21 protein-coding genes are annotated in these 24,085 nt (G+C 70.7%); 15 read left to right on the plus strand and 6 right to left on the minus strand.

Translation table 11 applies throughout. The features are described 5' to 3' along the window. Nucleotides 1-20: 20 nt before the first annotated feature. From VC184_RS00855 to VC184_RS00870, 4 genes are read left to right on the plus strand one after another with little or no spacing between them, the layout of a single operon-like run. Complete coding sequence (locus tag VC184_RS00855) at nucleotides 21-1,076, plus strand: carbohydrate ABC transporter permease (protein ID WP_282501831.1); 1,056 nt, start codon at nucleotides 21-23, stop codon at nucleotides 1,074-1,076. Then, the gene (locus VC184_RS00860) at nucleotides 1,073-1,990 is read left to right on the plus strand and encodes a carbohydrate ABC transporter permease (protein WP_112615779.1); all 918 of its coding nucleotides are present in this window, start codon (nucleotides 1,073-1,075) and stop codon (nucleotides 1,988-1,990) included. The genes VC184_RS00855 and VC184_RS00860 overlap by 4 nt, the downstream gene beginning before the upstream one ends. Further along, a complete protein-coding gene (locus VC184_RS00865) occupies nucleotides 1,987-3,504 on the plus strand; it encodes a GH1 family beta-glucosidase (RefSeq protein ID WP_274178104.1) in 1,518 nt (505 codons plus the stop codon). Before VC184_RS00860 ends, VC184_RS00865 begins: the two co-directional genes overlap by 4 nt. Before the next feature lie 6 nt (nucleotides 3,505-3,510). Further along, entirely contained in the window at nucleotides 3,511-4,524 is a 1,014-nt protein-coding gene (locus tag VC184_RS00870) for a LacI family DNA-binding transcriptional regulator (protein ID WP_274178105.1), read from the plus strand. Between the two features lie 35 nt (nucleotides 4,525-4,559). Here the strand turns inward: VC184_RS00870 and VC184_RS00875 are convergent, their stop codons facing one another. The 3 genes from VC184_RS00875 to VC184_RS00885 form a co-directional block, all read right to left on the minus strand. Next, nucleotides 4,560-5,384: a VOC family protein gene (locus tag VC184_RS00875; protein ID WP_323987003.1), complete on the minus strand. Its 825-nt coding sequence runs from the start codon at nucleotides 5,382-5,384 to the stop codon at nucleotides 4,560-4,562. A gap of 56 nt (nucleotides 5,385-5,440) precedes the next feature. Continuing rightward, entirely contained in the window at nucleotides 5,441-6,781 is a 1,341-nt protein-coding gene (locus tag VC184_RS00880; protein ID WP_274178106.1) for a uracil-xanthine permease family protein, read from the minus strand. A gap of 116 nt (nucleotides 6,782-6,897) precedes the next feature. Continuing rightward, the gene (locus VC184_RS00885; protein WP_282501832.1) at nucleotides 6,898-7,776 is read right to left on the minus strand and encodes a phosphoribosylaminoimidazolesuccinocarboxamide synthase; all 879 of its coding nucleotides are present in this window, start codon (nucleotides 7,774-7,776) and stop codon (nucleotides 6,898-6,900) included. Between the two features lie 89 nt (nucleotides 7,777-7,865). On the opposite strand from VC184_RS00885, the gene VC184_RS00890 reads away from it, so the two are divergent. Beyond that, on the plus strand, nucleotides 7,866-8,489 hold the full coding sequence (locus VC184_RS00890; RefSeq protein WP_282501834.1) for a PadR family transcriptional regulator: 624 nt from the start codon (nucleotides 7,866-7,868) through the stop codon (nucleotides 8,487-8,489). Further along, a complete protein-coding gene (locus VC184_RS00895; RefSeq protein ID WP_323987004.1) occupies nucleotides 8,486-9,976 on the plus strand; it encodes a DHA2 family efflux MFS transporter permease subunit in 1,491 nt (496 codons plus the stop codon). The genes VC184_RS00890 and VC184_RS00895 overlap by 4 nt, the downstream gene beginning before the upstream one ends. A gap of 39 nt (nucleotides 9,977-10,015) precedes the next feature. On the opposite strand, the gene purD is transcribed toward VC184_RS00895, so the two are convergent. Further along, nucleotides 10,016-11,287, minus strand: a complete 1,272-nt coding sequence (gene purD, locus VC184_RS00900; RefSeq protein WP_323987005.1) for a phosphoribosylamine--glycine ligase — start codon at nucleotides 11,285-11,287, stop codon at nucleotides 10,016-10,018. Nucleotides 11,288-11,322: 35 nt separating this feature from the next. Between purD and VC184_RS00905 the strand changes: the two genes are divergently transcribed. From VC184_RS00905 to VC184_RS00935, 7 genes are all read left to right on the plus strand, one after another. Further along, nucleotides 11,323-11,691 carry a sterol carrier family protein gene (locus VC184_RS00905; RefSeq protein ID WP_274178110.1) on the plus strand — a complete coding sequence of 123 codons (369 nt, stop codon included), beginning with the start codon at nucleotides 11,323-11,325 and terminating at the stop codon, nucleotides 11,689-11,691. Between the two features lie 51 nt (nucleotides 11,692-11,742). Continuing rightward, a complete protein-coding gene (locus tag VC184_RS00910; protein WP_323987006.1) occupies nucleotides 11,743-12,627 on the plus strand; it encodes an HtaA domain-containing protein in 885 nt (294 codons plus the stop codon). A 2-nt stretch (nucleotides 12,628-12,629) separates the two neighbouring features. Further along, entirely contained in the window at nucleotides 12,630-13,733 is a 1,104-nt protein-coding gene (locus VC184_RS00915; RefSeq protein WP_323987795.1) for a heme/hemin ABC transporter substrate-binding protein, read from the plus strand. Nucleotides 13,734-13,774: 41 nt separating this feature from the next. Beyond that, complete coding sequence (locus tag VC184_RS00920; RefSeq protein ID WP_323987007.1) at nucleotides 13,775-14,779, plus strand: FecCD family ABC transporter permease; 1,005 nt, start codon at nucleotides 13,775-13,777, stop codon at nucleotides 14,777-14,779. Beyond that, nucleotides 14,776-15,561 carry a heme ABC transporter ATP-binding protein gene (locus tag VC184_RS00925; protein ID WP_323987008.1) on the plus strand — a complete coding sequence of 262 codons (786 nt, stop codon included), beginning with the start codon at nucleotides 14,776-14,778 and terminating at the stop codon, nucleotides 15,559-15,561. Before VC184_RS00920 ends, VC184_RS00925 begins: the two co-directional genes overlap by 4 nt. 101 nt (nucleotides 15,562-15,662) lie before the next feature. Then, entirely contained in the window at nucleotides 15,663-18,548 is a 2,886-nt protein-coding gene (locus VC184_RS00930; protein WP_323987009.1) for an HtaA domain-containing protein, read from the plus strand. Between the two features lie 63 nt (nucleotides 18,549-18,611). Further along, nucleotides 18,612-18,935 (plus strand): potassium transporter Trk, encoded by a 324-nt coding sequence (locus VC184_RS00935; RefSeq protein WP_323987010.1) that lies wholly within the window; start codon nucleotides 18,612-18,614, stop codon nucleotides 18,933-18,935. Nucleotides 18,936-19,040: 105 nt separating this feature from the next. On the opposite strand, the gene VC184_RS00940 is transcribed toward VC184_RS00935, so the two are convergent. Beyond that, on the minus strand, nucleotides 19,041-19,652 hold the full coding sequence (locus VC184_RS00940) for a zinc-binding alcohol dehydrogenase (protein ID WP_269266888.1): 612 nt from the start codon (nucleotides 19,650-19,652) through the stop codon (nucleotides 19,041-19,043). A 73-nt stretch (nucleotides 19,653-19,725) separates the two neighbouring features. After that, the gene (gene nagE / locus VC184_RS00945; RefSeq protein ID WP_323987011.1) at nucleotides 19,726-21,645 is read right to left on the minus strand and encodes an N-acetylglucosamine-specific PTS transporter subunit IIBC; all 1,920 of its coding nucleotides are present in this window, start codon (nucleotides 21,643-21,645) and stop codon (nucleotides 19,726-19,728) included. A 98-nt stretch (nucleotides 21,646-21,743) separates the two neighbouring features. Here nagE and VC184_RS00950 point away from each other — a divergent pair, with 98 nt between their 5' ends. Beyond that, on the plus strand, nucleotides 21,744-22,889 hold the full coding sequence (locus tag VC184_RS00950) for an ROK family transcriptional regulator (protein ID WP_323987012.1): 1,146 nt from the start codon (nucleotides 21,744-21,746) through the stop codon (nucleotides 22,887-22,889). A 50-nt stretch (nucleotides 22,890-22,939) separates the two neighbouring features. Then, a complete protein-coding gene (gene nagB, locus VC184_RS00955) occupies nucleotides 22,940-23,725 on the plus strand; it encodes a glucosamine-6-phosphate deaminase (protein WP_269266892.1) in 786 nt (261 codons plus the stop codon). The last annotated feature ends 360 nt before the right edge of the window (nucleotides 23,726-24,085 follow it).

The raw sequence follows: 24,085 nt of genomic DNA on the forward strand, positions 1-24,085 counted from the left end.
CTCGGACCCGAAGGACGATCGTGACCACGACTCAGCAGCGCCCAGTGACGCGCGCCCCCCGAAACGACGACGGCGGTCGTCCTCCGCGAGTCATCTCTTTCTCGCAGAAGCTCAGCAAGTGGGACATCCGCTTCTCGCCGTACCTCTACATCTCGCCGTTCTTCATCATGTTCGCGATCGTGGGGCTCTTCCCCATCGCGTACACCGCGGTGATCTCGTTCATGGACTGGGACCTCATCCGCGGCGAGGGTGAGTTCATCGGATTCGACCAGTACATCTGGATCCTGTCGCAGCCCCACTTCTGGACCGCGCTGCGCAACACGTTCAGCATCTTCCTGCTCTCGAGCGTCCCGCAGCTCGTGCTGGCGATCTTCATCGCGGCCGTGCTCGACCGGAACATCCGCGCCAAGACCTTCTGGCGCATGGCGGTGCTCGTCCCCTACGTCGTCGCCCCCATCGCCGTCGGCCTCATCTTCAACGCGATGTTCGCCGACCAGTCGGGCTTCATCAACGGCATCCTCCAAGCGATCGGGATCGGCGCCATCCCCTGGCACGTCGAGCCGTTCTGGAGCCATGTCGCGATCGCCACGATGGTGAACTACCGCTGGATGGGCTACAACACCCTCATCCTGCTCGCGGCCATGCAGGCCGTGAACCGCGACTTCTACGAGGCGGCCACCGTCGACGGCGCCGGCCCCGTGCGCCAGTTCTTCTCGATCACGCTGCCCTCGCTCAAGCCGACGCTCATCTTCGTCATCATCACGGCCACGATCGGCGGCCTGCAGATCTTCGACGAGCCGCGCGTGTTCGACCAGTTCGGCCGTGGTGGATCCGCCCAGCAGTGGCTGACCATCACCCTCTACCTCTACGACGTCGGCTGGGGACAGTGGAACTTCGGCCGGGCCGCGGCGATGGCGTGGATCCTGTTCATCATCATCGTGCTGATCGGACTCGTGAACCTCGTGGTGACGCGCACCCTCGTCCGCGACGAAGGACTTCGCCGTGAGCTCAGCAAACGGGAGCAGAAGAAGCAGTCCAAGCAGGCGCAGCGCGCGCTGAAGGAGAACCAGGCATGAGCACCATCGGCACTCCCGTCCCCCTCGCCACGGTGGAAGAGGGCATCCCGAACGCGCGCAAGCAGCGCCGGGGTGGCCGCGCCCGGCGCATCCGCGGCAGCCGTCCCGGGTTCTGGACCTACGCCATCCTCGGCGCCGTGTTCCTCTCGGCCGTGTTCCCCCTCTACTGGTCGTTCGTGATCGGCTCGGGCGACTCGTCCACGCTCCGCAAGCCCTTCCCGTGGATCCCCGGCGGCAACTTCATCGAGAACGCCCTGTCGGTCATCTCCAACCCGGCCGTCAACTTCTGGCCGGCGCTGTGGAACTCCATCTACAGCTCGTTCCTCATCGCCGCCGCCGTCGTGATCACCTCGACGCTCGCCGGCTGGGCCTTCGCGAAGCTGCGCTTCCACGGCGGACCCGGGCTGCTGGTCTTCGTCGTGGCGACGATGGCCGTGCCGCAGCAGCTCGGCGTCGTGCCGCTCTACATCCTGTTCTCCGAGCTCGGCTGGACGGGGCAGATCGGCGCCATCATCATCCCGGCGCTCACCAGCGCCTTCGGCGTGTTCTGGATGACGCAGTACTTGCGTCAGGCGGTGCCCGACGAGCTGATCGAGGCGGCGCGCGTCGACGGAGCCTCGATGATCCGCACGTTCTGGACCGTCGGCATGACCGCGGCGCGTCCGGCCGCGGCGATGCTGTTCCTCTTCACCTTCGTCGGAGCCTGGAACAACTTCTTCTGGCCGTTCATCGTGCTCGACCGGCAAAACCCGACGCTTCCCGTGGCGCTGTCGCTGCTGCAGTCGAACTACTTCGTCGACTACTCGGTCGTGCTCGCGGGCGTCATCCTCGCCACCATCCCGCTGCTGCTGCTGTTCATCTTCGCGGGCAAGCAGCTCGTCAGTGGCATCATGGCCGGGGCGGTGAAGGGATGACCCTGAACCTCGACCGCACTCAGCAGGAGAACATGAACGCTTCGCGCAGCTTCCCCACCGGCTTCCTCTTCGGAGCAGCCACCGCGGCGTACCAGATCGAGGGCGCGGCCTTCGAAGACGGTCGTACCGCGTCGATCTGGGATGCGTTCGCCCGTGTTCCCGGTGCCGTGATCAACGCCGACAACGGCGACGTCGCGTGCGATCACTACCACCGCTACCGCGACGACGTCGCGCTCATGAAGGAGCTCGGTCTCGACACGTACCGGTTCTCCACCTCGTGGTCGCGCGTGCGTCCCGACGGCGGCGCGCTCAACCCGAAGGGCGTCGACTTCTACGAGCGGCTCGTCGACGAGCTCCTCGGTGCCGGGATCATCCCGTGGCTGACCCTCTACCACTGGGATCTGCCGCAGGCCATCGAGGACCGGGGCGGGTGGACCCTTCGCGAGACCGCCGATCGTTTCACCGAGTACGCCCTCGACATGCACGACGCCCTCGGCGACCGCGTGCACCACTGGACGACGCTCAACGAGCCGTGGTGCTCGTCGTTCCTCAGCTACACCGCGGGCATCCACGCTCCCGGACGGTTCGACATCGGCGACGGCATGCTCGCGGCGCACCACCTGCTGCTCGGTCACGGGCAGACCGTCGCCGCCCTGCGCGAGCGCGACTCGTCGCTGTCGCTGGGCATCACGCTGAACCTGACGGTGGCCGAACCGGCCGATCCGGCCGATGCCGCCGACGTCGACGCGGCGCGGCGCATCGACGGCCAGTTCAACCGCTGGTTCCTCGACCCGATCTTCCGGGCCGCCTACCCCGGCGACATCGTCGCCGACATCGAGAAGGTGGATGCCGCGGCGGTCGAGCGCTGGCGCGATGCCGTGCGCCCGGGCGACGAGACGATCATCGCGCAGCCGCTCGACGCCCTCGGGGTGAACTACTACCACGGCGAGTTCGTGGGCGGTCGTCCCGACCCCAACCCGCCGACCCCGGGAGACGCGCCCACCGATCGCAAGACCGGCTCGCCGTGGCCCGCCGGTCACGACATCTACTGGCACGAGCGGGGTCTGCCCCGCACGTCGATGCACTGGGAGGTGCAGCCCGCGGGGCTGACCCAGCTGCTCGAGCGCGTGTGGACCGAGTACGCCCAGCCCGTCGGCACGATCCTCTACGTCACCGAGAACGGCGCCGCCTACGACGACGAGCTCGTCGAGGTCGACGGCGAGAAGTCGGTGCCGGACGCCGAGCGCACCGAGTTCCTGCGGGTGCACCTGGGCGCCATCCTCGACGCCCAGGAGGCCGGTGCCGACGTCCGCGGCTACTTCTACTGGTCGCTGCTCGACAACTTCGAATGGGCCTGGGGCTACGAGAAGCGCTTCGGCATCGTGCACGTGGATTACCACACGCAGGAGCGGACGTTGAAGGACAGCGCGAAGGAGTATCGTCGGGTCATCGCAGATCGTGCGATCGACGTTCCCGCTCCGGCGGACGCCGCCCGGACCGCCGTCCCGAGGTAGCCCACTGTGATCTCCGACCAGAACCGGACGGCCGCGACCATCGAAGAGGTCGCGGCCGTCGCCGGTGTATCGCGCTCGACGGTGTCGCGCGTCGTCAACGGCTCGACCGCCGTCAGCCCCGCCGCCCTCGAGTCGGTGCGCCGCGCGATCGCCGAGCTCAACTACGTTCCCAACCGCGCGGCGCGTTCGCTCGCCAGCCGGTCGACGATGGCGATCGCGCTCGTCGTGCCCGAAGACACCAGCCGGGTGTTCGGCGATCCGTTCTTCGCGGCGGTCGTGTCGGGCATCAACTCGCGCATCAGCCGCAGCGACTATGTGCTGAACCTGATCATGGCCAGCGCCGACCCCGGCGACAAGACGGCCCAGTACGTGCGCAGTGGGGCCGTCGACGGCGCGATCATCGTGTCGCACCACACGAGCGACACCTTCATCGAGCGCATCGCGGCCGCGATTCCCGTCGTCTACGGCGGTCGACCGGTGCGTTCGCGGATGGGCGACTACTACATCGACGTCGATAACGTCGCCGGTGCGCGGGATGCCACGGCCTACCTCATCGGCCGCGGATGCCGCCACATCGGCGCGATCACGGGCCCGCCGTCCATGCCCGCCGGTGTCGACCGCGCCGAGGGCTACCGCGTGGCGCTCGCGGAGTCGGGACTCACGCCGGCCCCCGTCGTGCAGGGCGACTTCACGACCGAGTCCGGAGCTGTGGCGATGCGTGCCATCCTCGCGGCGGGCGAGCCGCTCGACGGCCTCTTCGTGGCGAGCGATCTCATGGCGCGCGGCGCCATGCAGGTGCTCGCGTCCGAGGGGATCAGGGTCCCTGACGAGGTCGCGGTCATGGGCTTCGATGATTCGCCCGTCGCGCTGACGACCGAGCCGCAGCTGACGACCATGCGGCAGCCGTCGTTCGCGCAGGGCGAGTGCATGGCCGATGTCCTGCTCGCGCGGCTCGCGGGGATGTCGCCCCCCGAGGTGACGATCCTCGACACCGAGCTCATCGTCCGCGGCTCGGCCTGACGCGGGCCTGACGCTCGGGTCAGGGCGCGTCGTGCTCAGGCCAGGGCGGCGTGGAGCGTGTTCTTCCAGGGGTCGTCGAACGCGACCGTGCGCCCGTCGTCGCGCACCGCGATGCCATGATGGCGCAGACGTTCGGTGAGAGCCCCCAGATCGTCGGCCGTCGGCAGCGCGAGGTCGACGCGGCCGAGCCCGAGCGCCGGCATGCGCGGCCCCGCCCCTCGGGAGTTCCACACGTTCATCGCCATGTGGTGGTGGTAGCCGCCCGCGCTGACGAAGAGGGCCTGATCGCCGAGCGCCGCGGTCGTGTCGAACCCCAGGGCGTCGACGTAGAACGCCCGTGCCGTCACCACGTCGCCGACCGAGAGGTGCACGTGGCCGACGCGGGCGGGATCGGATGGCGTGGAGCCGGCGCTGCCCGCGCTGTCGAGCATCGCGGCATCGAGGTGCTCGCGTAAGAAGGCGTTGGGGTCGAGGAAGAGCGTGTCCATCTCGACCTGTCCGCGCGTCCACGACCAGGTGCTGCGATCGCGGTCCCAGTAGAGCTCGATGCCGTTGCCCTCGGGGTCGGTGAAGTAGAACGCCTGGCTGACGAGGTGGTCGGCGCTGCCGGTGAAGGTCGAGGGCGCGGGGCGGGCGACGCTGTAGAGCGCGGCCGCCAGAGCTGCCTGCGTCTCGAACAGGATGGCCGTGTGGAACAAGCCAGCCGACCCGGCGGCCGCATGGCGGAGCGCGGGCTCGTGGCGCAGGATCACGACCGGCCGGCCGGCGCGCCCGAGGGTGACGGTGTCGCCGCCTGCGGCGAGCACCTGCAGGGCCGGGAGCGGCGTCGAGTGCACGGCGAAGCGCCGAGTGCACGGCATCCTCGGGTCTGAAAGTCGTTCAGTCGACGGGATGCCGTGCACTCGGCGCGCTGCGCTTACTGCGGGTCTCCTCCCAGGGGGCCCACCGCGGGGATGGGGCCGCCGTCGTCGGCGCCGGTCTTGCGCCAGCGGGCGATCGCGTTGCCGGCGTGGTAGATCACGAGGGCGGCGATGGTGCCGAGGACGATCGCGCCGAACTGCAGCGAACCGAAGTTCATCGCGAACCCGGCGATCGCGATGACGAACGACACCGCGACGGTGTACTGGTTCACGGGACGCGAGAAGTCCACGCGGTTGTCGACCCAGATCTTGATGCCGATGACGCCGATCAGGCCGTAGAGGGCCGTCGTGACGCCGCCGAGCACGCCCGCGGGGATCGTGTTGAACACGGCCCCGACCTTGGGCGAGAAGGCGAGCAGGATCGCCACGATGCCGGCCACCCAGTACGCGGCGGTCGAGTAGACGCGGGTCGCGGCCATGACGCCGATGTTCTCGCCGTAGGTCGTGGTGCCCGAGCCGCCGAAGCCGCCCGCGAGGGTGGTCGCGACACCGTCGGCGATGAGCGCGCGGCCGGTGTGCTTGTTGATCGAGGGGTCGTCGGTCATGGTCGCGACGCCGCGCACGTGGCCGACGTTCTCGGCGATCAGCACGAGCACGACGGGGAGGAACATCGGCACGATGGACCAGGCCGCGGCATCCCCGATCGCCACGAGGTGGAAGTCGGGCAGACCGAACCAGGCGGCGGCCCCGACGGCCTCGAACTCGACCTGTCCGGTGACGGCGGCCACGACGTAGCCGACGATCACGCCGAGGAAGATCGAGATGCGGCCGAGGAACCCGCGGAACAGCACGCTGAACAGGATGACGGCGCACAGGGTCACCGTGGCGATCTCGGGCTGCAGCTGGAAGTTGTTCCAGGCGGCGGGTGCGAGGTTGAACCCGATGAGCGCGACGATCGCACCGGCGACCACGGGCGGCATGAGCTTCTCGATCCAGCCCGTGCCGAAGGCCTGCACGATGAAGCCGACCGCCGCGAGCAGGAGGCCCGCGACGACGACGCCGAGGAGCGCCTGAGTGATCTGCTCGGCGGTCTCGAGGCGGTTGCCGCCGTTGAGCGCCGTGATGGGGGCGATGAAAGCGAACGACGAGCCCAGGTAGCTCGGCAGCTTGTTGCGCGTGATCAGCAGGAAGACGAGGGTGCCGAGACCCGAGAAGAGCAGGGTCGTCGAGACCGGGAAGCCGGTGATGATCGGCACGAGGAACGTCGCACCGAACATGGCGACGACGTGCTGCGCGCCGATCGCGATGGTGCCGGGCCAGTTCAGGCGCTCGCCGGGCTTGACGACGGCGCCGCGCGCGACGGTGCGACCGTCGCCGTGGAGGGACCAGATGGGCATGGGACTCCTCGGAAAGGATGAACGATTCGGGATGGAGCGCGAGAGCGGCCCTACCCTACCTGTGAGATCCCTGCATGCCGCGTCGGCGCTCCGCGGAGCGCGCGTACGGCCCGCCCTCAGCCCGCGAGCGTCTCGAGCAGCTCGCGATACTTCGCGGCGGTGCGCTCGACGATGTCGTCGGGGAGAGCCGGGGGAGTGCCGGTCTTGTCCCAGGCCGCCGCGAGCCAGTCGCGCACGATCTGCTTGTCGTAGCTGGCCATGCGCTCGGCGGGCGTCGTGCCGGTGCGCCAGGCCTCGGCATCCCAGTAGCGCGACGAGTCGCTCGTGAGCACCTCGTCGGCGAGGGTCAGCACGCCATCGGCATCGAGGCCGAACTCGAACTTCGTGTCGGCGAGGATGAGCCCCTTGCTCTCGGCGAGGGCGGCGGCTCGTCGGTAGATCTCGAGCGACGCGTCGCGCAGCGCGGCGGCGGTCTCGGCGCCGACGAGCTCGACGGAACGCTCGAACGAGATGTTCTCGTCGTGCTCGCCGAGGGGAGCCTTGTACGCGGGGGTGTAGATCGGCTCGGGCAGGCGGTCGCCGTTCTGCAGGCCGGTCGGGAGGGGGATGCCGCACACCGTGCCGCTCTCGGAGTACTCGGCCCAGCCGGTGCCGGTCAGGTAGCCGCGGACGACGCACTCGATCGGCTGCATGTCGAGCTCGCGCACGATCATCGCCCGCGCGGCGACCGCTGCCGGCGGCTGGAGCCCCAGCAGATGGTTCGGGATCGGGTGGCCGCCGTCGCGACCGGCGAGCTGGGCGAACCACCACAGGCTCAGGCGCGTCAGCAGCTCGCCCTTGCCGGGGATGCCGGGCTCGAGCACGTGGTCGAAAGCGCTGACGCGGTCGCTCGCGACGACGAGCATCCGGTCGGCCGGGCCGTCCGCCGGACGGTACAGGTCGCGGACCTTGCCGGAGTAGACGTGCTTCCAGCCGGGCAGATCGAGGGCGCTCACCCGGCCATTATCCCGGAGCGGGGAACGCCGCGCCGACCCGTGAGAAAGGGCGTATAGTCCACATGGACTAATCGAGAGGGGGGTGTGCCATGCCGGATGCCGTCGATCGCCTCACCCCGCTGGGGTTGATGCTGCTCGCGCTGCTGCACGAGGACGACATGCACGCGTATGAGATGGTCCGTCTGCTGCGCGAACGGAAGGCCGACCGCCTCGTCGCCCTGACGCACGGGACGATCTACCACACCGTCGCGCGTCTCGAGCGGCAGGGCCTCATCGATGACGTCGGCACCGATCGCGACGGCAACCGTCCGGAGCGGACGACGTACACGCTCACGGACGCCGGCGCCGACATGATGACCGCGTGGGTGCGGCGCGAGCTCCCCGCCGTCGACCGCCCCGAGCGTTTCCGCGTCGCGCTGGCCGAATCGCACAACCTCGAGCGCGCCGAAGTGGTGGCGCTCCTCAGCGAGCGGAGGGACGCCTTGGCGGCATCCCTCGAGGCGCACCGCCAGGCGCGCGACCATGCGATCGAGCGCGGCTCGTATCCCCAGTTCTGGATCGAGGTGCACCGCGAGACGGCTCTGCTGTCGGCGGATGTCGCCTGGCTCGACGAAGCGGTCGAGTACATCCGTCGTCCCGACACCGTGTGGGGGGTCACCGACCTCGCCGCGACCGACCGCTACCTGGCACAGAGAGAAGCCGCCCGCGCATGAGCGAGAGAACCAGCACCGTCCGCGCCCCCGAAGGCGCCGCCCCCGCCGTCAACCCGTGGCCCGCCCTGTGGGCGATGGTCATCGGGTTCTTCATGATCCTCGTCGACACCACGATCGTCTCGGTCGCGAACCCGGCGATCAAGGCCGCGCTCGACCCGTCGACCGGCAACCTCGACAACGTGGTGTGGGTCACCTCGTCGTACCTGCTCGCCTACGCAGTGCCCCTGCTGGTCACGGGCCGCCTCGGCGACCGGTTCGGGCCGAAGAACATCTACCTGATCGGGCTCGCGATCTTCACGATCGCCTCGCTCGCCTGCGGGCTCTCGGGCTCGCTCGCCGTGCTCGTGATCGCGCGCGCCGTGCAGGGTCTCGGCGCCGCCCTCTTGACCCCGCAGACGATGGCCGTCATCACCCGCACCTTCCCCGCCGAGCGCCGGGGCGCGGCCATGGGCCTGTGGGGTGCGACCGCCGGTGTCGCGACCCTCGTCGGACCGCTCGCGGGCGGCCTTCTCGTCGACGGCTTCGGGTGGGAGTGGATCTTCTTCGTCAACATCCCCGTCGGCGTCGTGGCGTTCGTGCTGGCGTGGCGCCTGGTGCCGCAGCTCGAGACCCACCCCCACCGCTTCGACGTCGTGGGCGTCGTGCTGAGCGCGATCGGGCTCTTCCTCATCGTGTTCGGCCTGCAGGAGGGCGAGCACTACGAGTGGGCCGCCGGCATCTGGGCGATGATCGGGGCCGGTGTCGTCGTCATGGCGGTGTTCGTCTGGACGCAGGGACGGACGAAGAGCGAGCCCCTCGTGCCGCTCGAGCTCTTCCGCGACCGCAACTTCGCGATCTCGAACCTCGCGATCGCCGCGGTGGGCTTCACCGTGACGAGCATGGCGCTGCCGATGGCGTTCTTCACGCAGCTCGCGCGCGGGCTCACCCCGACGCAGTCGGCGCTGCTGCTCGTGCCGATGGCGGTTCTCTCGGGCGCGCTCGCACCGCTGGCCGGCCGCATCCTCGACCGCGTCGACCCGCGCCTGCTGCTCGTCCCCGGCCTGACGCTGATGGTCCTGGGCCTCGTCGGCTACGCGCTGCTCATGAACACCGAGGCGCCCGTCCTGCTGCTGCTCATCCCCGCCGCGATCATCGGCGTCGCCAACGCCGGCATGTGGGGTCCGCTCGCCACGACGGCGACCCGCAACCTGCCGCCGCGACAGGCAGGGGCCGGCTCGGGCATCTACAACACGACCCGCACGGTCGGCTCGGTGATCGGCTCGGCGGCGATCGCGGCCTACATGCAGTCGCGGCTGACGGCGAACCTGCCGGGTGCCGGGGATGCCGCGGGCGGCGACTTCGGCGGCGGCGGCGCGATGCCTCCCGCGATCGCCGAGGGCTTCTCCGCCGCGATGGCGCAGGCCATGATCCTGCCGGCGATCGTCATCGGGGTCGCCGTGATCGTCGTGATCTTCCTCAAGCGCCCCGCCCACCTCGTCCGGCGCTGACCCCGGCCGCGACCGAACGGGACCGCCCGCGTTGTGGATTCAGTCCGCGACGCGGGCGGCGATGTCGGTGCGGTGGTGCGAGCCGTCGAGGCTGATCTCGGACAGCGCGCGATAGGCGCGGTCACGGGCCTCGGCGAAGTCGGTGCCGCGCGCGACGACGTTCAGCACGCGCCCGCCGGTGGCGACGAGCCCGTCGACCGTCTCGGCGGTCGCGGCATGCGCGAGGTGCACGCCCTCGACGGATGCCGCGGCGTCGAGCCCCGTGAGCGCCCGGCCGGTCACCGGGTTCTCGGGGTAGCCCTCGCTCGCGAGCACGACCGTGACGGCGGCGTCGCCCGAGAACGTCGGCTCGGGCTCGGACTCGAGGCGCCCGCTCGCCGCGGCCATCAGCAGCTCGGAGAGCGGCGAGGTCAGCCGCGCGAGCACGACCTGCGTCTCGGGGTCGCCGAACCGCGCGTTGAACTCGATCACCTTGATGCCCGACTCGGTGAGGATGAGGCCCGCGTAGAGGAGGCCGATGAACGGCGTGCCCTCGGCGTCGAGGTGGCGGATGACGGGCTCGGCCACGTCGCGCGTGACCTCGGCGACGAACTCGGCCTCGCTGCCGAACCGGTCGGCGAGCCAGGGGAGCGGCGAGTAGGCGCCCATGCCCCCGGTGTTCGGGCCGGCGTCGCCGTCGTAGGCGCGCTTGTAGTCCTGCGCGGGGCTGAGGGCTCGGACGGTGTCGCCGTCCGAGACGAAGAAGAGCGACACCTCGGGGCCGGCGAGGAACTCCTCGATCAGCACCGGGCCGCTCGCGAGGTAGGTGTCGGCGTGGGCGAGCGCCGCGTCACGGTCATCGGTGACGATGACGCCCTTGCCGGCCGCGAGACCGTCGGCCTTGACCACGTGGGGGGCGCCGAGCTCGTCGAGCGCGGCCTCGACCTCGGCGCGGCTCCGCGCGCGCACCGCCCGACCGGTGGGCACACCGGCCTCGTCCATCACGCGCTTCGCGAAGGCCTTCGACCCTTCGAGCTGCGCGGCGACCTTTCCGGGCCCGAAGACGGGGATGCCGCGTTCCCGCAGTGCATCGGCGACACCGGCGATGAGCGGGGCCTCCGGGCCGACGATGACGAGGTCGACGTTGGCGCTGCCGGCGAACTCGGTCACCGCGACCGGGTCATTCTGGTCGAGGCCCGGGACGATCTCGGCATCGCGCGCGATGCCGGCGTTGCCGGGGGCCGCGAGCAGGTCGTGACCTGCGCCTTCCGCGGCGAGAGCGAGGATGATGGCGTGCTCGCGCGCGCCCGAGCCGAGGACCAGGATCTTCACCCGGCCAGCCTACCGACCGGGCTAGCGTGGAACCCATGGCCCGCAGCATCCTCACCGCCGATGGCCGCGCCGCGCTCGCCGCGGTCGCCGCCGCCGACGCCTCCGGCGAGAAACCTGCGCGCACCGACCTGGCGACGGCCGTGCGCTACCTGTTGCAGCTGCTCGTCGAGAAGGCGCCCGGCAACTCGGTCGAGATGCGCGTGCCGCCCTTCGGCGCCGTGCAGGTCGTCGAGGGTCCGCGACACACGCGCGGCACTCCCCCCAACGTCGTCGAGACGGATGCCGCGACCTGGATCGCCCTCGCCCTCGGCGAGCTGGCCTGGGCGGATGCCGCCACCGCGGGCCGGCTCAGAGCGTCGGGCACCCGCGCCGACCTCGGAGCGCTGCTGCCGCTGCGGCCCTGACGCCGACTCCGGTAAGGTTAGGCAAGCCTGACCTTACCTCTGGAGTCTGCTGTGCGCTCTTCCCTTCTGCCTCGAGCGTCTCTCGGGGCGCTCGCCGCCGCGTCGATCCTCCTCGGCATCGCCGCCCCCGCCTCTGCTGTCAGCGGTCCGGATCTCGCCACCGTGAGCTCGCCGGCCGCCTGCGACATCACCGACGCGACCATCACGTGGGGCTTCAAGGAGTCGTTCCGCTCGTACATCTCCGGCTCCATCGCAAAGGGTGCGTGGGAGCCGTTCGGCGGCGTGGGTTACGAGACGCCCGCGTTCACCTGGACCGGTGGCACGGGCAGCTACGACCCGGCGACCGGTACCGGCTCGATCGCCTTCCCCGGCGGCATCCGGTTCACCGGGCACGGCGGCCTGCTCGACTCGACGGCGCAGAACGTCACGCTCGAGATCGCGCCGGCGGCGGGGCGTGTTCTCGTCGACCTCGCCGGAGTCTCGATGGAGAGCGCGCTCGCCGGCGACGACACCGTCGTCACGACACCCCAGGTGCCGTTCGTGACCGTCGACCTGGCGGGTCTGGAGAACACGGTCTCGGGAGGAGCCCTCACTCTCGCCGCCGCGGATGCCGCCACCGCGATCACCGAGGAGGGGTTCGCCGCCTTCGGCAACTACGAGACCGGCACCGCCTTCGACCCCCTGTCGTTCAGCGCGAGCGGTGTCTGCGCGGCTGCCACCCCGACGGCAGAGCCATCACCCGTCGTCGATGCGTCACCCGCCGCGGATGCCGCGGAGGCGGGCGATGACGAGAGCGGATCGAGCGGCGCGCTCCCGGTCGCGCTCTTCGCCGCTATCGGCGGTGCGCTCGTCGCGACGGTCGGCGGAACCACCGCCGCGATCGTGGCCTCGCGCCGCAAGCGCCGCGAGGCGTCCGCCGAGGGGTCGTCGGCGTGAGGATGCGGCGGCTCGTCGTCGCTGCGCTCGCCGCCGCGGCCCTGTCGCTCAGTGCGTGCGCTCCTGCGGCGACGTCTCACGGCGAGGCCGCGGCGCAGGTCGCGATCGACCGGCCTCCATTGAGCGAACTCGCGCCCGTGGCCGATCCGCGCTCCCTCGAGGGCCCGTCGACCGCGGTGCTCGCTGATGCCGCGGTCGAGCCGGTCCTGACGGATCCCACCCAGCGCCTGCCGGTGACCGTGACCTCCCACGACCTCACGGGCGACGTCGAGGTGACGGTGACGGACACCTCGCGCATCATCGCGATGGACCTCTCCGGTTCGCTGGCCGCGACCGTCTGGGGCCTGGGCCTCGGCGGCGAGCTCGTCGGCCGCGACGTCTCGACGACGTTCCCCGGTGCGGCGGACCTGCCGGTCGTCACGGGCAGCGGCCACACCGTCAACGCCGAGTCGATCATCGGCCTCGCTCCGAACCTCGTCATCACGGACGGCAGCATCGGGCCGGTCGACGTCGTGCAGCAACTGCGGGATGTCGGCATCACGGTGGTCTTCGTCGAGCGCTCCGCCTCGTTCGCGGGCGCCGCCGATCTCGCGCGGTCGGTCGGCGACGTGCTCGGCGTGCCCGAGGCGGGCGAGCAGCTCGCCCAGCGCATCGCGAGCGAGGTCGACCAGACGCGTGCCCAGATCGCCGCGCTTGCGCCGGCGGCCGCGGCGGACCGGCTGCGCATGGTCTTCCTCTACCTGCGCGGCACGGCGGGGGTGTACTACCTCTTCGGCTCCGAATCGGGCGCCGACCAGCTCATCGCCGCGCTCGGCGGCGTCGACGTCGCCGGCGAGCTCGGCTGGAACGGCATGCAGCCGCTCACCGATGAAGCCATGGTCGCCGCCGACCCCGACCTCATCCTCGTGATGACCGCCGGGCTCGAATCGGTCGGCGGCGTCGACGGTCTGCTCTCCGACAAGCCCGCGATCGCGCTGACCGCAGCCGGCCAGCATCGCCGCTTCGTCGACATGGCGGACGGACAGATCCTGTCGTTCGGGCCGCGCAGCGCGGGGGTGCTCGACGCGCTGGCACGCGCTGTCTACGCGCCCGATCCCGCCCCGTGAGCGGGCGTGCCGCTGGGCGCCGCGGAGTTCTCGTCGCGATCGTGAGCGCGGTGCTGCTCGTGGTGGGCGTCGTGCTCTCGGCCGGGCTCGGTCAGCTGCCGGTCGGTCCCGCCGAGGTCGTGGGCTCCGTCCTTCGCGCCCTCGGCATGCCCGGCTCGTGGGCGCCGACCGAGCCGCTCATCGAGCAGACGCTGTGGCAGATCCGTTTCCCGCGCGTCGCGATGTCGCTTCTGGTCGGTGCGCTGCTCGCGGTCGCCGGTGCCGTCATGCAGGCGATCTTCGCGAACCCGCTCGCCGAGCCGGGCGTCGTCGGCGTCTCGTCGGGCGCGGCCGTCGGCGCTGCCGCAGCGATCACGCTCGGCTTCTCGTTCCTCGGTCCGTGGTCGATCGCGGTCTGCGCCTTCGCGGGCGGTCTCGTCGCGACCTTGGTCGTGTATGCCGCTGCCCGCGCGCAGGGCCGGACCGAGTCGATCACGCTCATCCTGACGGGCATCGCCGTCAATGCGTTCGCGGGGGCCGCGCTGGCGCTCCTGATGTTCGCGGGAGACACGGCGTCGCGCGAGCAGATCGTGTTCTGGCAGCTGGGCTCGATGAACGGCTCGCGCTGGACGGAGGTCGCGGTCGTCGCCCTCGTCGGAGCGCTCGGCACCGCGGCATCCCTCGCTCTCGCGCGCCGCTACGACCTTCTGGCGCTCGGCGATCGCACCGCCGCCCACCTCGGTGTGCGCGTCGAGGCGCTGCGGGTCGGGTCGATCGTCCTCGTCGCCCTGCTGACCGGCGTCGCCGTCGCGTTCGTCGGCATCATCGCGTTCGTCGGCCTCGTCGTGCCCCACATCATCCGCATGCTGGTCGGGCCGGCGCACCGCGGGCTCATCTCGCTGTCAGCGCTCGCCGGCGGCGTCGTGCTCGTCTACGCCGACCTCCTGGCCCGGACCCTCGTCGTGTCGGCGGACCTCCCGATCGGCATCCTGACGTCGCTCGTCGGCGGTCCGTTCTTCTTCTGGCTCATCCGCCGCACGCGCCGCACCGCCGGGGGCTGGACGTGACCGGGGCCGCCGTCGAGGTGCAGCACGCCAGCCTGCGGCTGGGTGATGCGACGATCCTCGACGACGTGACGATGGATGTCGGCTATGGTCGGCTGCTCGCCCTCGTCGGGCCCAACGGCGCCGGCAAGTCGAGCCTGCTGTCGCTGCTGACGGGCGACCGTGCACCCACCTCGGGGGATGTCCGTCTCGACGGACGCCGGGTGAGCGAGTGGTCGGCCCGCAACCTGTCGCGGCGGCGGTCCGTGCTGCTGCAGTCGAACCAGGTGGCGTTCTCGTTCACGGCGGGGCAGGTCGTCGCGATGGGGCGGACGCCTTGGATCGGGACCGAGCAGGCGGCCCTCGACGATGCGCGTATCGCCGAAGCGGTCGAACGGGCGGATGTCGCGCACTTGCTCCATCGCGCCTACCCGTCACTCTCGGGCGGCGAGAAGGCACGCGTCTCGCTCGCCCGCGTGCTCGCGCAGGACACCCCCGTCGTGCTGCTCGACGAGCCGACGGCGGCGCTCGACCTCCGGCACCAGGAGGCCGTCCTCGGCGTCGCACGCGACCTCGCCCGTGACGGGTGCGCGGTGGTCGTCGTGCTGCACGACCTGTCGCTCGCTGCGGCGTACGCCGACGAGGTCGCGATGATCGACGGCGGCCGGCTCGTCGCCCGGGGCAGCGCGCGAGAGGTGCTCACGGCGGAGCGGGTCACGGCCGTCTACGGCACCGAGGTGCGCGTGCTCGACGATCCGGATACCGGCCGCCCGGTCATCCTCCCTCGCCGTCACGCCGAGCGCTGACTATCAGCCTCTTCACAAAATTGGATTAGGTAAGGCTAAGCTAACTGACGTCGCGTGCCCGACGCGCGAGCTTCACCTGCATCGAGATTCGGAGGGTTCCCATGCTGAGAACCAGGAGGGCGGCGCTGCAGCGTCCGCTCGCGAGCGTGCTGACCGGCGCGCTCATAGCCATGGCCGCCGTCGTCGGCGTCGCCGCACCGGCGTCGGCCGCCGGCCCCGTTCTGACGACGTCGACCACCGTCGTCGCGAACGAGAAGATCACCGTGGCCGTCTCCGGCACGGGCTTCGAGGTCGCCCCCCAGTACCCGGGCCAGCCGAGCCGGCACGCCTACGTCGCCCTCGTCGAGAAGGGCGACCTGACGGTCGACCAGGCGACCACGCCCAACACCTCGTTGGACGTCTCCGCTGCGGGCGAGATCACCGGAAGCCTCGAGCAGATCGCGAGCGAGCTCGATCGCACGAAGGCCTACGAGGTCATCTCGTGGCCGTCTCGTTCGTTCCCCACCGGGGCGAATCTCCTCGCCCGCGCCGACGTCTCGATCGACTGGGACGCGCTCTTCCCGCCCGTCGCCGAGTCGACCACGACGACCCTGTCGGTCTCGCCCGACGGAACGGCCGTCGAGGGCGCCGACGTCACCCTGACGGCGACGGTCTCGCCCGCGGCATCCGGCTCCGTCTCGTTCACGGCCGGTGACGCATCGCTCGGCTCGGCTCCGGTCGACGGGGGCGTCGCGAGCATCGTCACCTCGTCGCTCGCCGTCGGCACGCACAGCATTGCGGCCGCGTTCACCCCGGCCGACGCCACGGCCTACTCCGCCTCGACCGCGCCGGCGCTGAGCTACGCGGTCACCGCGAAGGCGACCGAGCCCGAGACCCCGGTGCGGGTGCCCACCCTCACGCTGTCGAAGTCGACAGGGCTCGACCCCGCGGGCGAGGAGATCACCGTCAGGGGCACGGGCTACGACCCCGCCCAGCCGATCTACCTCACGACCTGCACCGACCGCCCGCTCGCAGAGGTCGACTTCGCCTTCATCGCAGCGGGATGCACGAACGGCGCGAAGGTCGTCACGTCGACTCCCCTCACCCCGACGATGGTGAGCTTCACCGAGGACGGTTCGTTCGAGACCACGCTGACGGTCGCGCCGAAGGGCGAGACGACGGCGGTCTACACGATCGCCAATCACAGCGGCATGACCAACCGCACCCAGGACGCGAAGGCGGTCGTGTCGTTCGCGACGACGCCGGCCGAGCCGCTCCCCGCCCCCACCCTCACGGTCACGCCGAACACGGATGTCGACCCGAGCGGTGCCACGCTGACCGTCGAGGGACGCAACTACCGCCAGAGCGAGGTGGGAGCCGGATTCGCGCTGCGCTTCGGCTGGGTCGCCGAGACCTGGAAGCCGACCGACGGTGCCGCGGATGCCGCGCGCCCGTCGGTCTCGTACGTCCGTGTCTCCGACGCGGCGACCGGCGGCACCAACCTCCCGTGGACCGAGAACGCCGACGGCACGGTCGACTTCACGTGGACCGTCCGGGTCGATGAGAAGTCCGCGAACGAGAAGCGCCCCGGCGACGACTACCGCCTCGGCGTCTTCACCTTCGGCAACGAGAAGTCGCAGGGTCTGCAGCCCGACAACGAGCTCTTCGTCCCGGTGACGTGGGCCGAGGTCGCGCCGCAGCCCGAGCCGACGAAGAGCCCGAGAATCACGGTCACCCCGAATGCCGACCTCGACCCGGCCGTGGCCAACACGCTCACGGTCTCGGGCAGCGGTTTCGTCGGCGACAGCGCCGCCAACGGCGCGTACGTGGTGTTCGGTGAGAAGTCGCTCTGGGCAGGCGCCGGCCCGTTGCCCGCCGAGGGGTGGGTGCAGCTGGCCTGGGTGCGCCCGGGCTCGATCGTGGGCGGCGCCTTCACCGTCGAGCTGACGATTCCCGCGGGCTCGCTCGACCCGACGAAGAGCTACCACGTCGCCACATCCGCTGCCCACGCGCTGTCGATCACCGATCGCACACTCGACACCTTCGCCGACGTCACCGTCGCGAAGCCGACGGCTCCGTTCGTCGCGTTCGCGGGCTCGGCGACCGTCGCCCAGGGCGGAGTGCTCGCGTTCACGGGAGGCGGCTTCACGCCCGGCGACGTCGTCACGGCCGTGGCGCACTCCGAGCCGGTCACGATCGGTACGGCGACGGCGGATGCCGGTGGACGCGTGTCGTTCTCGTGGACGGTTCCCGTCGGATTCGCGGCGGGCGACCACACGCTCGAGCTGAGCGTCGGCGGCACCGTCGCGGCATCCGCGTTCTTCCGGGTCACGCCTGCCGCTGTCGCCGCGGCCGTCGAGTCGCCGGCCGCACCGTCATGCGTCGCCCGGTCGGTCTCGGGAGCGACGATCGAGTGGGGTGTGAAGGAGTCGTACCGCTCGTACATCACCGGCCCGATCGCCAAGGGCGAGATCTCCGGCGGCTGGGGCACCGGCTCGGGTGCGTACAGCCCCGAGAACGACCGCGGCCGCGTCAGCTTCGGCGGATCGGTGCACTACACGGGCCACAGCGGTCTGCTCGACATGACCCTGTCGAACCCGCGCGTGCAGATCACCGGCGCGAACACCGCCTCGCTGATCGTGAACGTGCAGTCCAAGGGGTACAACGGCTCGCCCGACGTGAACGCGAACGGCGTCGTCTTCGCGACGCTCTCGCTGCCCGCCGCCACGACGACGGCGAATCGGATCAGCTGGACGGGTGCATCGGCCACGCTGACGGCCGCGGGCGCCGAGGCCTTCGCCGGCTTCTACTCGGCCGGTGAGGCCCTCGATCCCGTGAGCATCACGTTCCCGCTCGGCGCCGAGGTGCCGTGCGACGCATCGACCGACGCGACCCTCGCCGCGACCGGTGGACAGGCTCCCGTCGACACCCTGTGGCTGGGTGCCGGGATGCTGCTGATCGGCGCGCTCGCCGTGTCGTTCACGCGTCGCCGTCGCAGCGCGCTCTGACCAGCCGCTGAGCCCTGTCGTCGCACCGCCCGGGCACTGCTCGGGCGGTGCGACAATGGAGTCATGGCTGAGGAGATCACCGAACGGGTCGAGTCGGCGCGCGTGCGTCGCGTGCCCAAGTACAGCGTGTTCCTCCTGCTCGGGGCCGCCGCGGGCATCATCGTCGCGCTGGCCCTGACGTTCGGCATCCCGGATGAGGGAGTCAGCACCAACACCGGCCTGCAGTACTCCGCAGGTCAGGTCTTCGGCTTCATCGCGCTCGGCGCCATCCCGGCGTGCATGGCGATCGCGGGCGTCATCGCCGTCGTGCTCGACCGCGCCGCGCGTCGGCGCACGCGCGAGGTGCGTATCCTGCACGAGCGCGTCCGCACCGTCGACAACGCCTGACCCGGGTCAGGCGCACTTTCGCACGTCGGCCGCAGTTCGAACCGCGCCTCATTCACGTAAGTGCGCTTCACGCGCCGCGCACCACGGATGCGGGATCGCGCGAGGTCAGGCGATCTCGGCGATGATCGGCGCGATCGCGGCGTCGAAGGCCACGACGTCGCTGCGCAGACCGTCGGTGACGGCGATCGTGAGCGCGCCGATCCACCACACGCCGCGCTGGCTCAACGGCAGCACCTGCACGTTCAGCTCGAACGAGTGCGCCCGCCGGCCGATGCGGCGCTCGTGCTGGGCGAGCGCCCCGGCGTACGCGCGGTAGGCGACGGCGCCGGCGCCCGAAGAGCGCGCCGTGTAGCGGGCGTGCACGTCACGCGCGAAGGCGACCGCCTCGGCCGCATGCGGACGCATGGCGTGCTCGAGCTGTTCCAATCCCTCGGTGGGCAACGCGACGAGCGTGTCGAAACCCTCGACCAGGTCGAGCGGCACGGGGGAGGGATGCGCGAGCGGCTCGACCGTCATCTCCCAGTACGCTCGCCACTGCCGCTCGAGCTCGGCCTGCGTCTCGGGGTCGCGCTCGACGGGTGTCGGCTCGATCCCACGCAGGTGGGGCAGCTCATCCGGAGTGCGGATGCCGAGCACCTGACGCAGGTACAGCGCGACGATGACCGAGGGCGCGGCATCCTCCCGCACCACCCATTCGGGAGTCTTCGCCGCACTCATGGCGCCAGTTTAGAGCTGGGGTGGCGGGTCGCGGCCGGTGCCGAGGAGATGACGCTCGGCACCGGCCGAGACGTCACTCGAACTCGATCGACGCGTGTTCGTTGTTCAGCACGATGACCGGCGTGATGGGGGAGTAGCCCGCGCCGCGGATGACGCCCGTGTCGATGCGGAGCAACGGATGCCCGGCATGCACACCTTCGCCCTGCTGGACGAGCGCCTGGAACCCACGGCCCTTGAGGTCGACGGTGTCGACGCCCACGTGGATCAGCAGCTCGGTGCCGTCGTCAAGGGTCATGCCCACGGCGTGACCGGTCGGGAACACCGTGGTCACGGTGCCGTCCGCGGGCGCGACGACCGTGTCTCCGGACGGGTCGATCGCGAGGCCGGGACCCATGGTCCCCTGCGAGAACATCGGGTCGGGAACCTCCGCGAGCGGCACGACCCTGCCCGCGACGGGCTGACGCAGTCGGACGATCGCGGGAGCGGTGGTCGTCACGGCGCCCGCACCCTGCGGCGCCGAGGATGCCGCGGGCGGCTCGACCTCGCGTCCGGCGAGCACGTCGTCCATCGCATCCTTCACGAACTGCACGTTGAGACCGTAGACCACCTGCACCGACTTGGCGCCGGAGATCATGGTGCCCGCGGCGCCGGCGCGCTTGAGCGCGTCGCTGTCGACGCGCGACGTGTCGGCGACCTCGAGGCGGAGGCGGGTCGCGCAGTTGTCGAGCTGGACGATGTTCTCCTTGCCGCCGAGACCCGCGATCATCTTCTCCGCGGTGGGGCCGTAGCCCGCGTCGCGGCCTGCGGTCGCGGCATCCGCGTCGAGCGCGTCGTCGTCTTCGCGGCCCGGCGTCTTGAGCCGGAACTTCAGGATGAGGAACCGGAACACCAGGAAGTAGACGACGAACCAGAAGACGCCCATCACGGGGATCATCCAGGGGTTCTGCGCCAGCGGGTTGAACCAGCCCAGCACCAGATCGATGAAGCCCGCCGAGAAGCCGAAGCCCATCCGGGTCGGAAGCAGCGCGGCGATGAAGACCGAAATGCCGGTGAAGATGGCGTGGACGAGGTAGAGCCACGGCGCGAGGAACATGAAGGAGAACTCGAGGGGCTCGGTGATGCCGACGAAGAACGCGGCGACGGCCGACGAGAGCAGGATGCCCGCCACCACCTTCTTGCGCTTGTCCTTCGCGGTCACGTACATCGCCAGGGCAGCGCCCGGCAGGCCGAACATCATGATCGGGAAGAACCCGGTCATGTATTGGCCGGTGACCCCGTAGACACCGTCGCCGTTCGCGCCGCCGAGGAAGTTGTTGAGGTCGTTGATCCCGGCGACGTCGAACCAGAACACGGAGTTCAGCGCGTGGTGGAGGCCGAAGGGGATGAGCAACCGGTTGAAGAAGCCGTAGAGGCCAGCGCCCACCGGTCCGAGGGTCGCGATCCACTCGCCGAAGATCACGAGGCCGCCGTAGACGAAGGGCCAGACGAACAGCAGCACGACGGCGACGACGAGCGAGATGCCTGCCGTGACGATCGCGACGGAACGCTTGCCCGAGAAGAACGACAGGGCGTCGGGCAGCTTGACGTCCTTGAAGCGGTTGTAGGCCCACGCGCCGATGAGGCCGCAGATGATGCCGACGAAGACGTTCTTGATGTTGGTGAACGCGGGATCGACGTCGGCGACGTCGGCGATGCCGAAGAACTGAGCGACGGTGGCAGGGGCGAGGAGCGTCGTGACGGTGAGCCACGAGACGAGACCCGCCAGAGCGGAAGTGCCATCCGACTTGTTGGCCATGCCGATCGAGATGCCGATGGCGAAGAGGAGCGCCATGTTGTCGAGGATCGCGCCGCCGGCTGCGAGGAGGAACGTCGAGACGATGTTCTCGCCGGCAGCGGCGTCGATCCAGTTGCCGATGCCCATGAGGATGGCGGCGACGGGAAGCACGGCGACCGGCAGCATGATCGACCGGCCGAGTCGTTGGAAGAATTTCACGGGTCACTCCGATGTGCGCGGGGGAACGGGGTTCTGACAGTATTGGTTAAGAACGTTTCCGAATTATTTCTCGGGAACTGTACTCGATCGGGGAACGTATGACTACGACGTCAGCGGAAGGCGCTGCTTCGCGGAGGGCGCGCGGACGCCGCATCCGTCCCGAGGATGCCCGCAGCAACAACCGCCGCCTCGTCCTGCAGGCTCTTCATCACGAGGAGGGGCTGTCGCGGGCCGACATCGCACGCGCGACCGGACTCTCGCGCGTGACGATCTCCGATCTGGTCGGCGAGCTGGTCGACGAGCAGCTCGTCGTCGAGAGCGGTCGCGGTCACCGGTCGGGTCCGGGCGCGCCCTCTCGGGCGCTCGCGCTGGCGCGGTCGTCGCGCAACGTGGTCGCCGTGTCGATCTCGAGCGGCGACACGATCGAAGGCGCCGTCGTCGACCTCGGGGGAACCGTTATCGCGCGCGAGGTCGTCGAGCGCGGCGGGTCGACCGGGCCGGAGGCGCTCGCCGTGCTCGGTGACCTCATCGACCGGCTGGTCCGCACGGCTGAGGCACCGATCCTCGGGATCGGCGTCTCGACACCGGGCGTCGTCGACGGCGCGGGCGTCGTCCGCGAGTCGTCGCACCTCGACTGGCACGACGTCGCGCTCCGCGGCATCCTGTTCGACCGCACCGGTCTGCCGGTCTCGGTCACCAACGGGCTCAACGCCGCGGGCATGGGCGAGCTGAGCTTCGGCAAGGTCGACCACGACCTGTTACTCGTCCGGATCGGCGCCGGCGTCGGAGCCGCCGCGATCGTGAACGGCGCGGTCGTCCACGGACGCAACTGGGCCGCGGGCGAGATCGGCCACGTCGTCGTGACGGAGGGCGAGGGCCCCGTCTGCGCGTGCGGCCGCACCGGATGCCTCGAGGCCTGGCTGTCGGTGCCGAAGCTCGAGGCTCGGCTCGCAGCGGCGCCCGACGCCGAGGCCGCTCTGCACGTTCGCCGCGAGGCGGGGCGGTGCCTCGGCATCGCGCTGTCACCGCTCGTCGCGACGCTCGGGCTGACGGACGTCGTGCTGAGCGGACCGGCCGAGCTGATCGAGGGGGCGCTCATCGACGCCGCGAGCGAAGCCATCGCAGCTCGCGTGCTGCCGATCCTCTTCGACGACCTGACCGTGCGCCTCGCCGAGACCCACGGCGACCTCCGACTGCGGGGAGCCGCAGCCCTCGTGCTGTCGGAGACCCTCGGGCTCGCCTGAGCCGAGCCCCGGCATCCGCCCTCCCGACCGAACCGAAAGAAGGAAGAGTCATGGCCGAAGTCGTCATCGTCCCCAGCGAGCAGGAGGCGGGCCGTCTCGTCGGCGACGCGATCGTCGACCTCATCCAGCGGCGCCCCGATGCCGTGCTCGGACTGGCGACCGGGTCGACCCCGCTCGCGGTCTACCGGCACCTCGCCGAGCGCGTGCGCGGCGAGGACATCGACGTGTCGCGCGTGCGCGGCTTCGCGCTCGACGAGTACGTCGGGCTGCCCGCCGGCCACCCGGAGAGCTACCGCAGCGTCATCGAGCGAGAGGTCGTCGAGCCCGTCGGGTTCGACCCGGCCCGCATCGAGGTTCCGCACGGTGACCTCGACGGCATCGAGACCGCGGGCGAGCAGTACGAGGCCGCGATCCGCGCCGCCGGCGGGGTCGACCTGCAGATCCTCGGCATCGGCCGTACCGGGCACATCGGCTTCAACGAGCCGGGCAGCTCGCTCGCCTCGCTGACGCGCGTCAAGACGCTCACCGAGGAGACTCGGGCCGACAACGCCCGCTTCTTCGACTCGCCCGACGATGTGCCGATGCACTGCATCACCCAGGGCATCGGGACCATCCTGCGCGCCCGCCACCTCGTGCTGCTGGCCTTCGGCGAAGCCAAGGCGGATGCCGTCGCCGCGGCCGTCGAGGGACCGGTCAGCACCTCGGCGCCCGGCTCGGCCGTGCAACTGCATCCCCATGTCACGGTCGTCGTCGACGAGGCCGCCGCGAGCGCCCTGACTCAGACGCCCTACTACCGGCACGCGTGGGCGAACAAGCCCGCCTGGCAGGGCATCTGAGCCGCGGGCACGGGCGTAGTCCCGCCCAGGAGAGCCCCTGCGTTGTGCCGCGAACAGGCTGAGCGGTGCAACCTCGCCCGCCGGGCGGTGTGCGGCACACCTGAGCCTGTTGACGGCACACCCGCGTGCCCTCGCCGATCTCGAGCGCCGGAGCTGACTGTCCGGCCGTGCCTCACCGACTGTGCCCCACCGACCGTGCCCCGCCGGTTGGGTCCCGCCGGTTGGGGCCCACCGGTTGGGCCCCACCGACCGTGCCCGGTTGGGCCCGGCTCTTGTGCCGCGAACAGGCTGAGCGGTGGCGCGCTGCCCGCGCGGGCGGGGTTCGGCGCGTCTGGGCCTGTCTGCGGCGCGTGTGTCGCG

Origin of the sequence: Microbacterium plantarum, assembly GCF_035231185.1 — a bacterium.
GTDB classification, from domain to species: domain Bacteria; phylum Actinomycetota; class Actinomycetes; order Actinomycetales; family Microbacteriaceae; genus Microbacterium; species Microbacterium plantarum.

Coding starts and splice junctions, on each gene's coding strand:
- VC184_RS00940 (WP_269266888.1), bottom strand. CDS start 19,652: ATGAGTGCGGCGAAGACTCCCGAATGGGTGGTGCGGGAGGATGCCGCG.
- VC184_RS00950 (WP_323987012.1), top strand. CDS start 21,744: ATGACTACGACGTCAGCGGAAGGCGCTGCTTCGCGGAGGGCGCGCGGA.
- nagB (WP_269266892.1), top strand. CDS start 22,940: ATGGCCGAAGTCGTCATCGTCCCCAGCGAGCAGGAGGCGGGCCGTCTC.
- VC184_RS00875 (WP_323987003.1), bottom strand. CDS start 5,384: ATGCCGTGCACTCGGCGCTTCGCCGTGCACTCGACGCCGCTCCCGGCC.
- VC184_RS00880 (WP_274178106.1), bottom strand. CDS start 6,781: ATGCCCATCTGGTCCCTCCACGGCGACGGTCGCACCGTCGCGCGCGGC.
- VC184_RS00895 (WP_323987004.1), top strand. CDS start 8,486: ATGAGCGAGAGAACCAGCACCGTCCGCGCCCCCGAAGGCGCCGCCCCC.
- VC184_RS00935 (WP_323987010.1), top strand. CDS start 18,612: ATGGCTGAGGAGATCACCGAACGGGTCGAGTCGGCGCGCGTGCGTCGC.
- VC184_RS00860 (WP_112615779.1), top strand. CDS start 1,073: ATGAGCACCATCGGCACTCCCGTCCCCCTCGCCACGGTGGAAGAGGGC.
- VC184_RS00890 (WP_282501834.1), top strand. CDS start 7,866: ATGCCGGATGCCGTCGATCGCCTCACCCCGCTGGGGTTGATGCTGCTC.
- VC184_RS00930 (WP_323987009.1), top strand. CDS start 15,663: ATGCTGAGAACCAGGAGGGCGGCGCTGCAGCGTCCGCTCGCGAGCGTG.
- VC184_RS00915 (WP_323987795.1), top strand. CDS start 12,630: ATGCGGCGGCTCGTCGTCGCTGCGCTCGCCGCCGCGGCCCTGTCGCTC.
- VC184_RS00905 (WP_274178110.1), top strand. CDS start 11,323: ATGGCCCGCAGCATCCTCACCGCCGATGGCCGCGCCGCGCTCGCCGCG.
- VC184_RS00865 (WP_274178104.1), top strand. CDS start 1,987: ATGACCCTGAACCTCGACCGCACTCAGCAGGAGAACATGAACGCTTCG.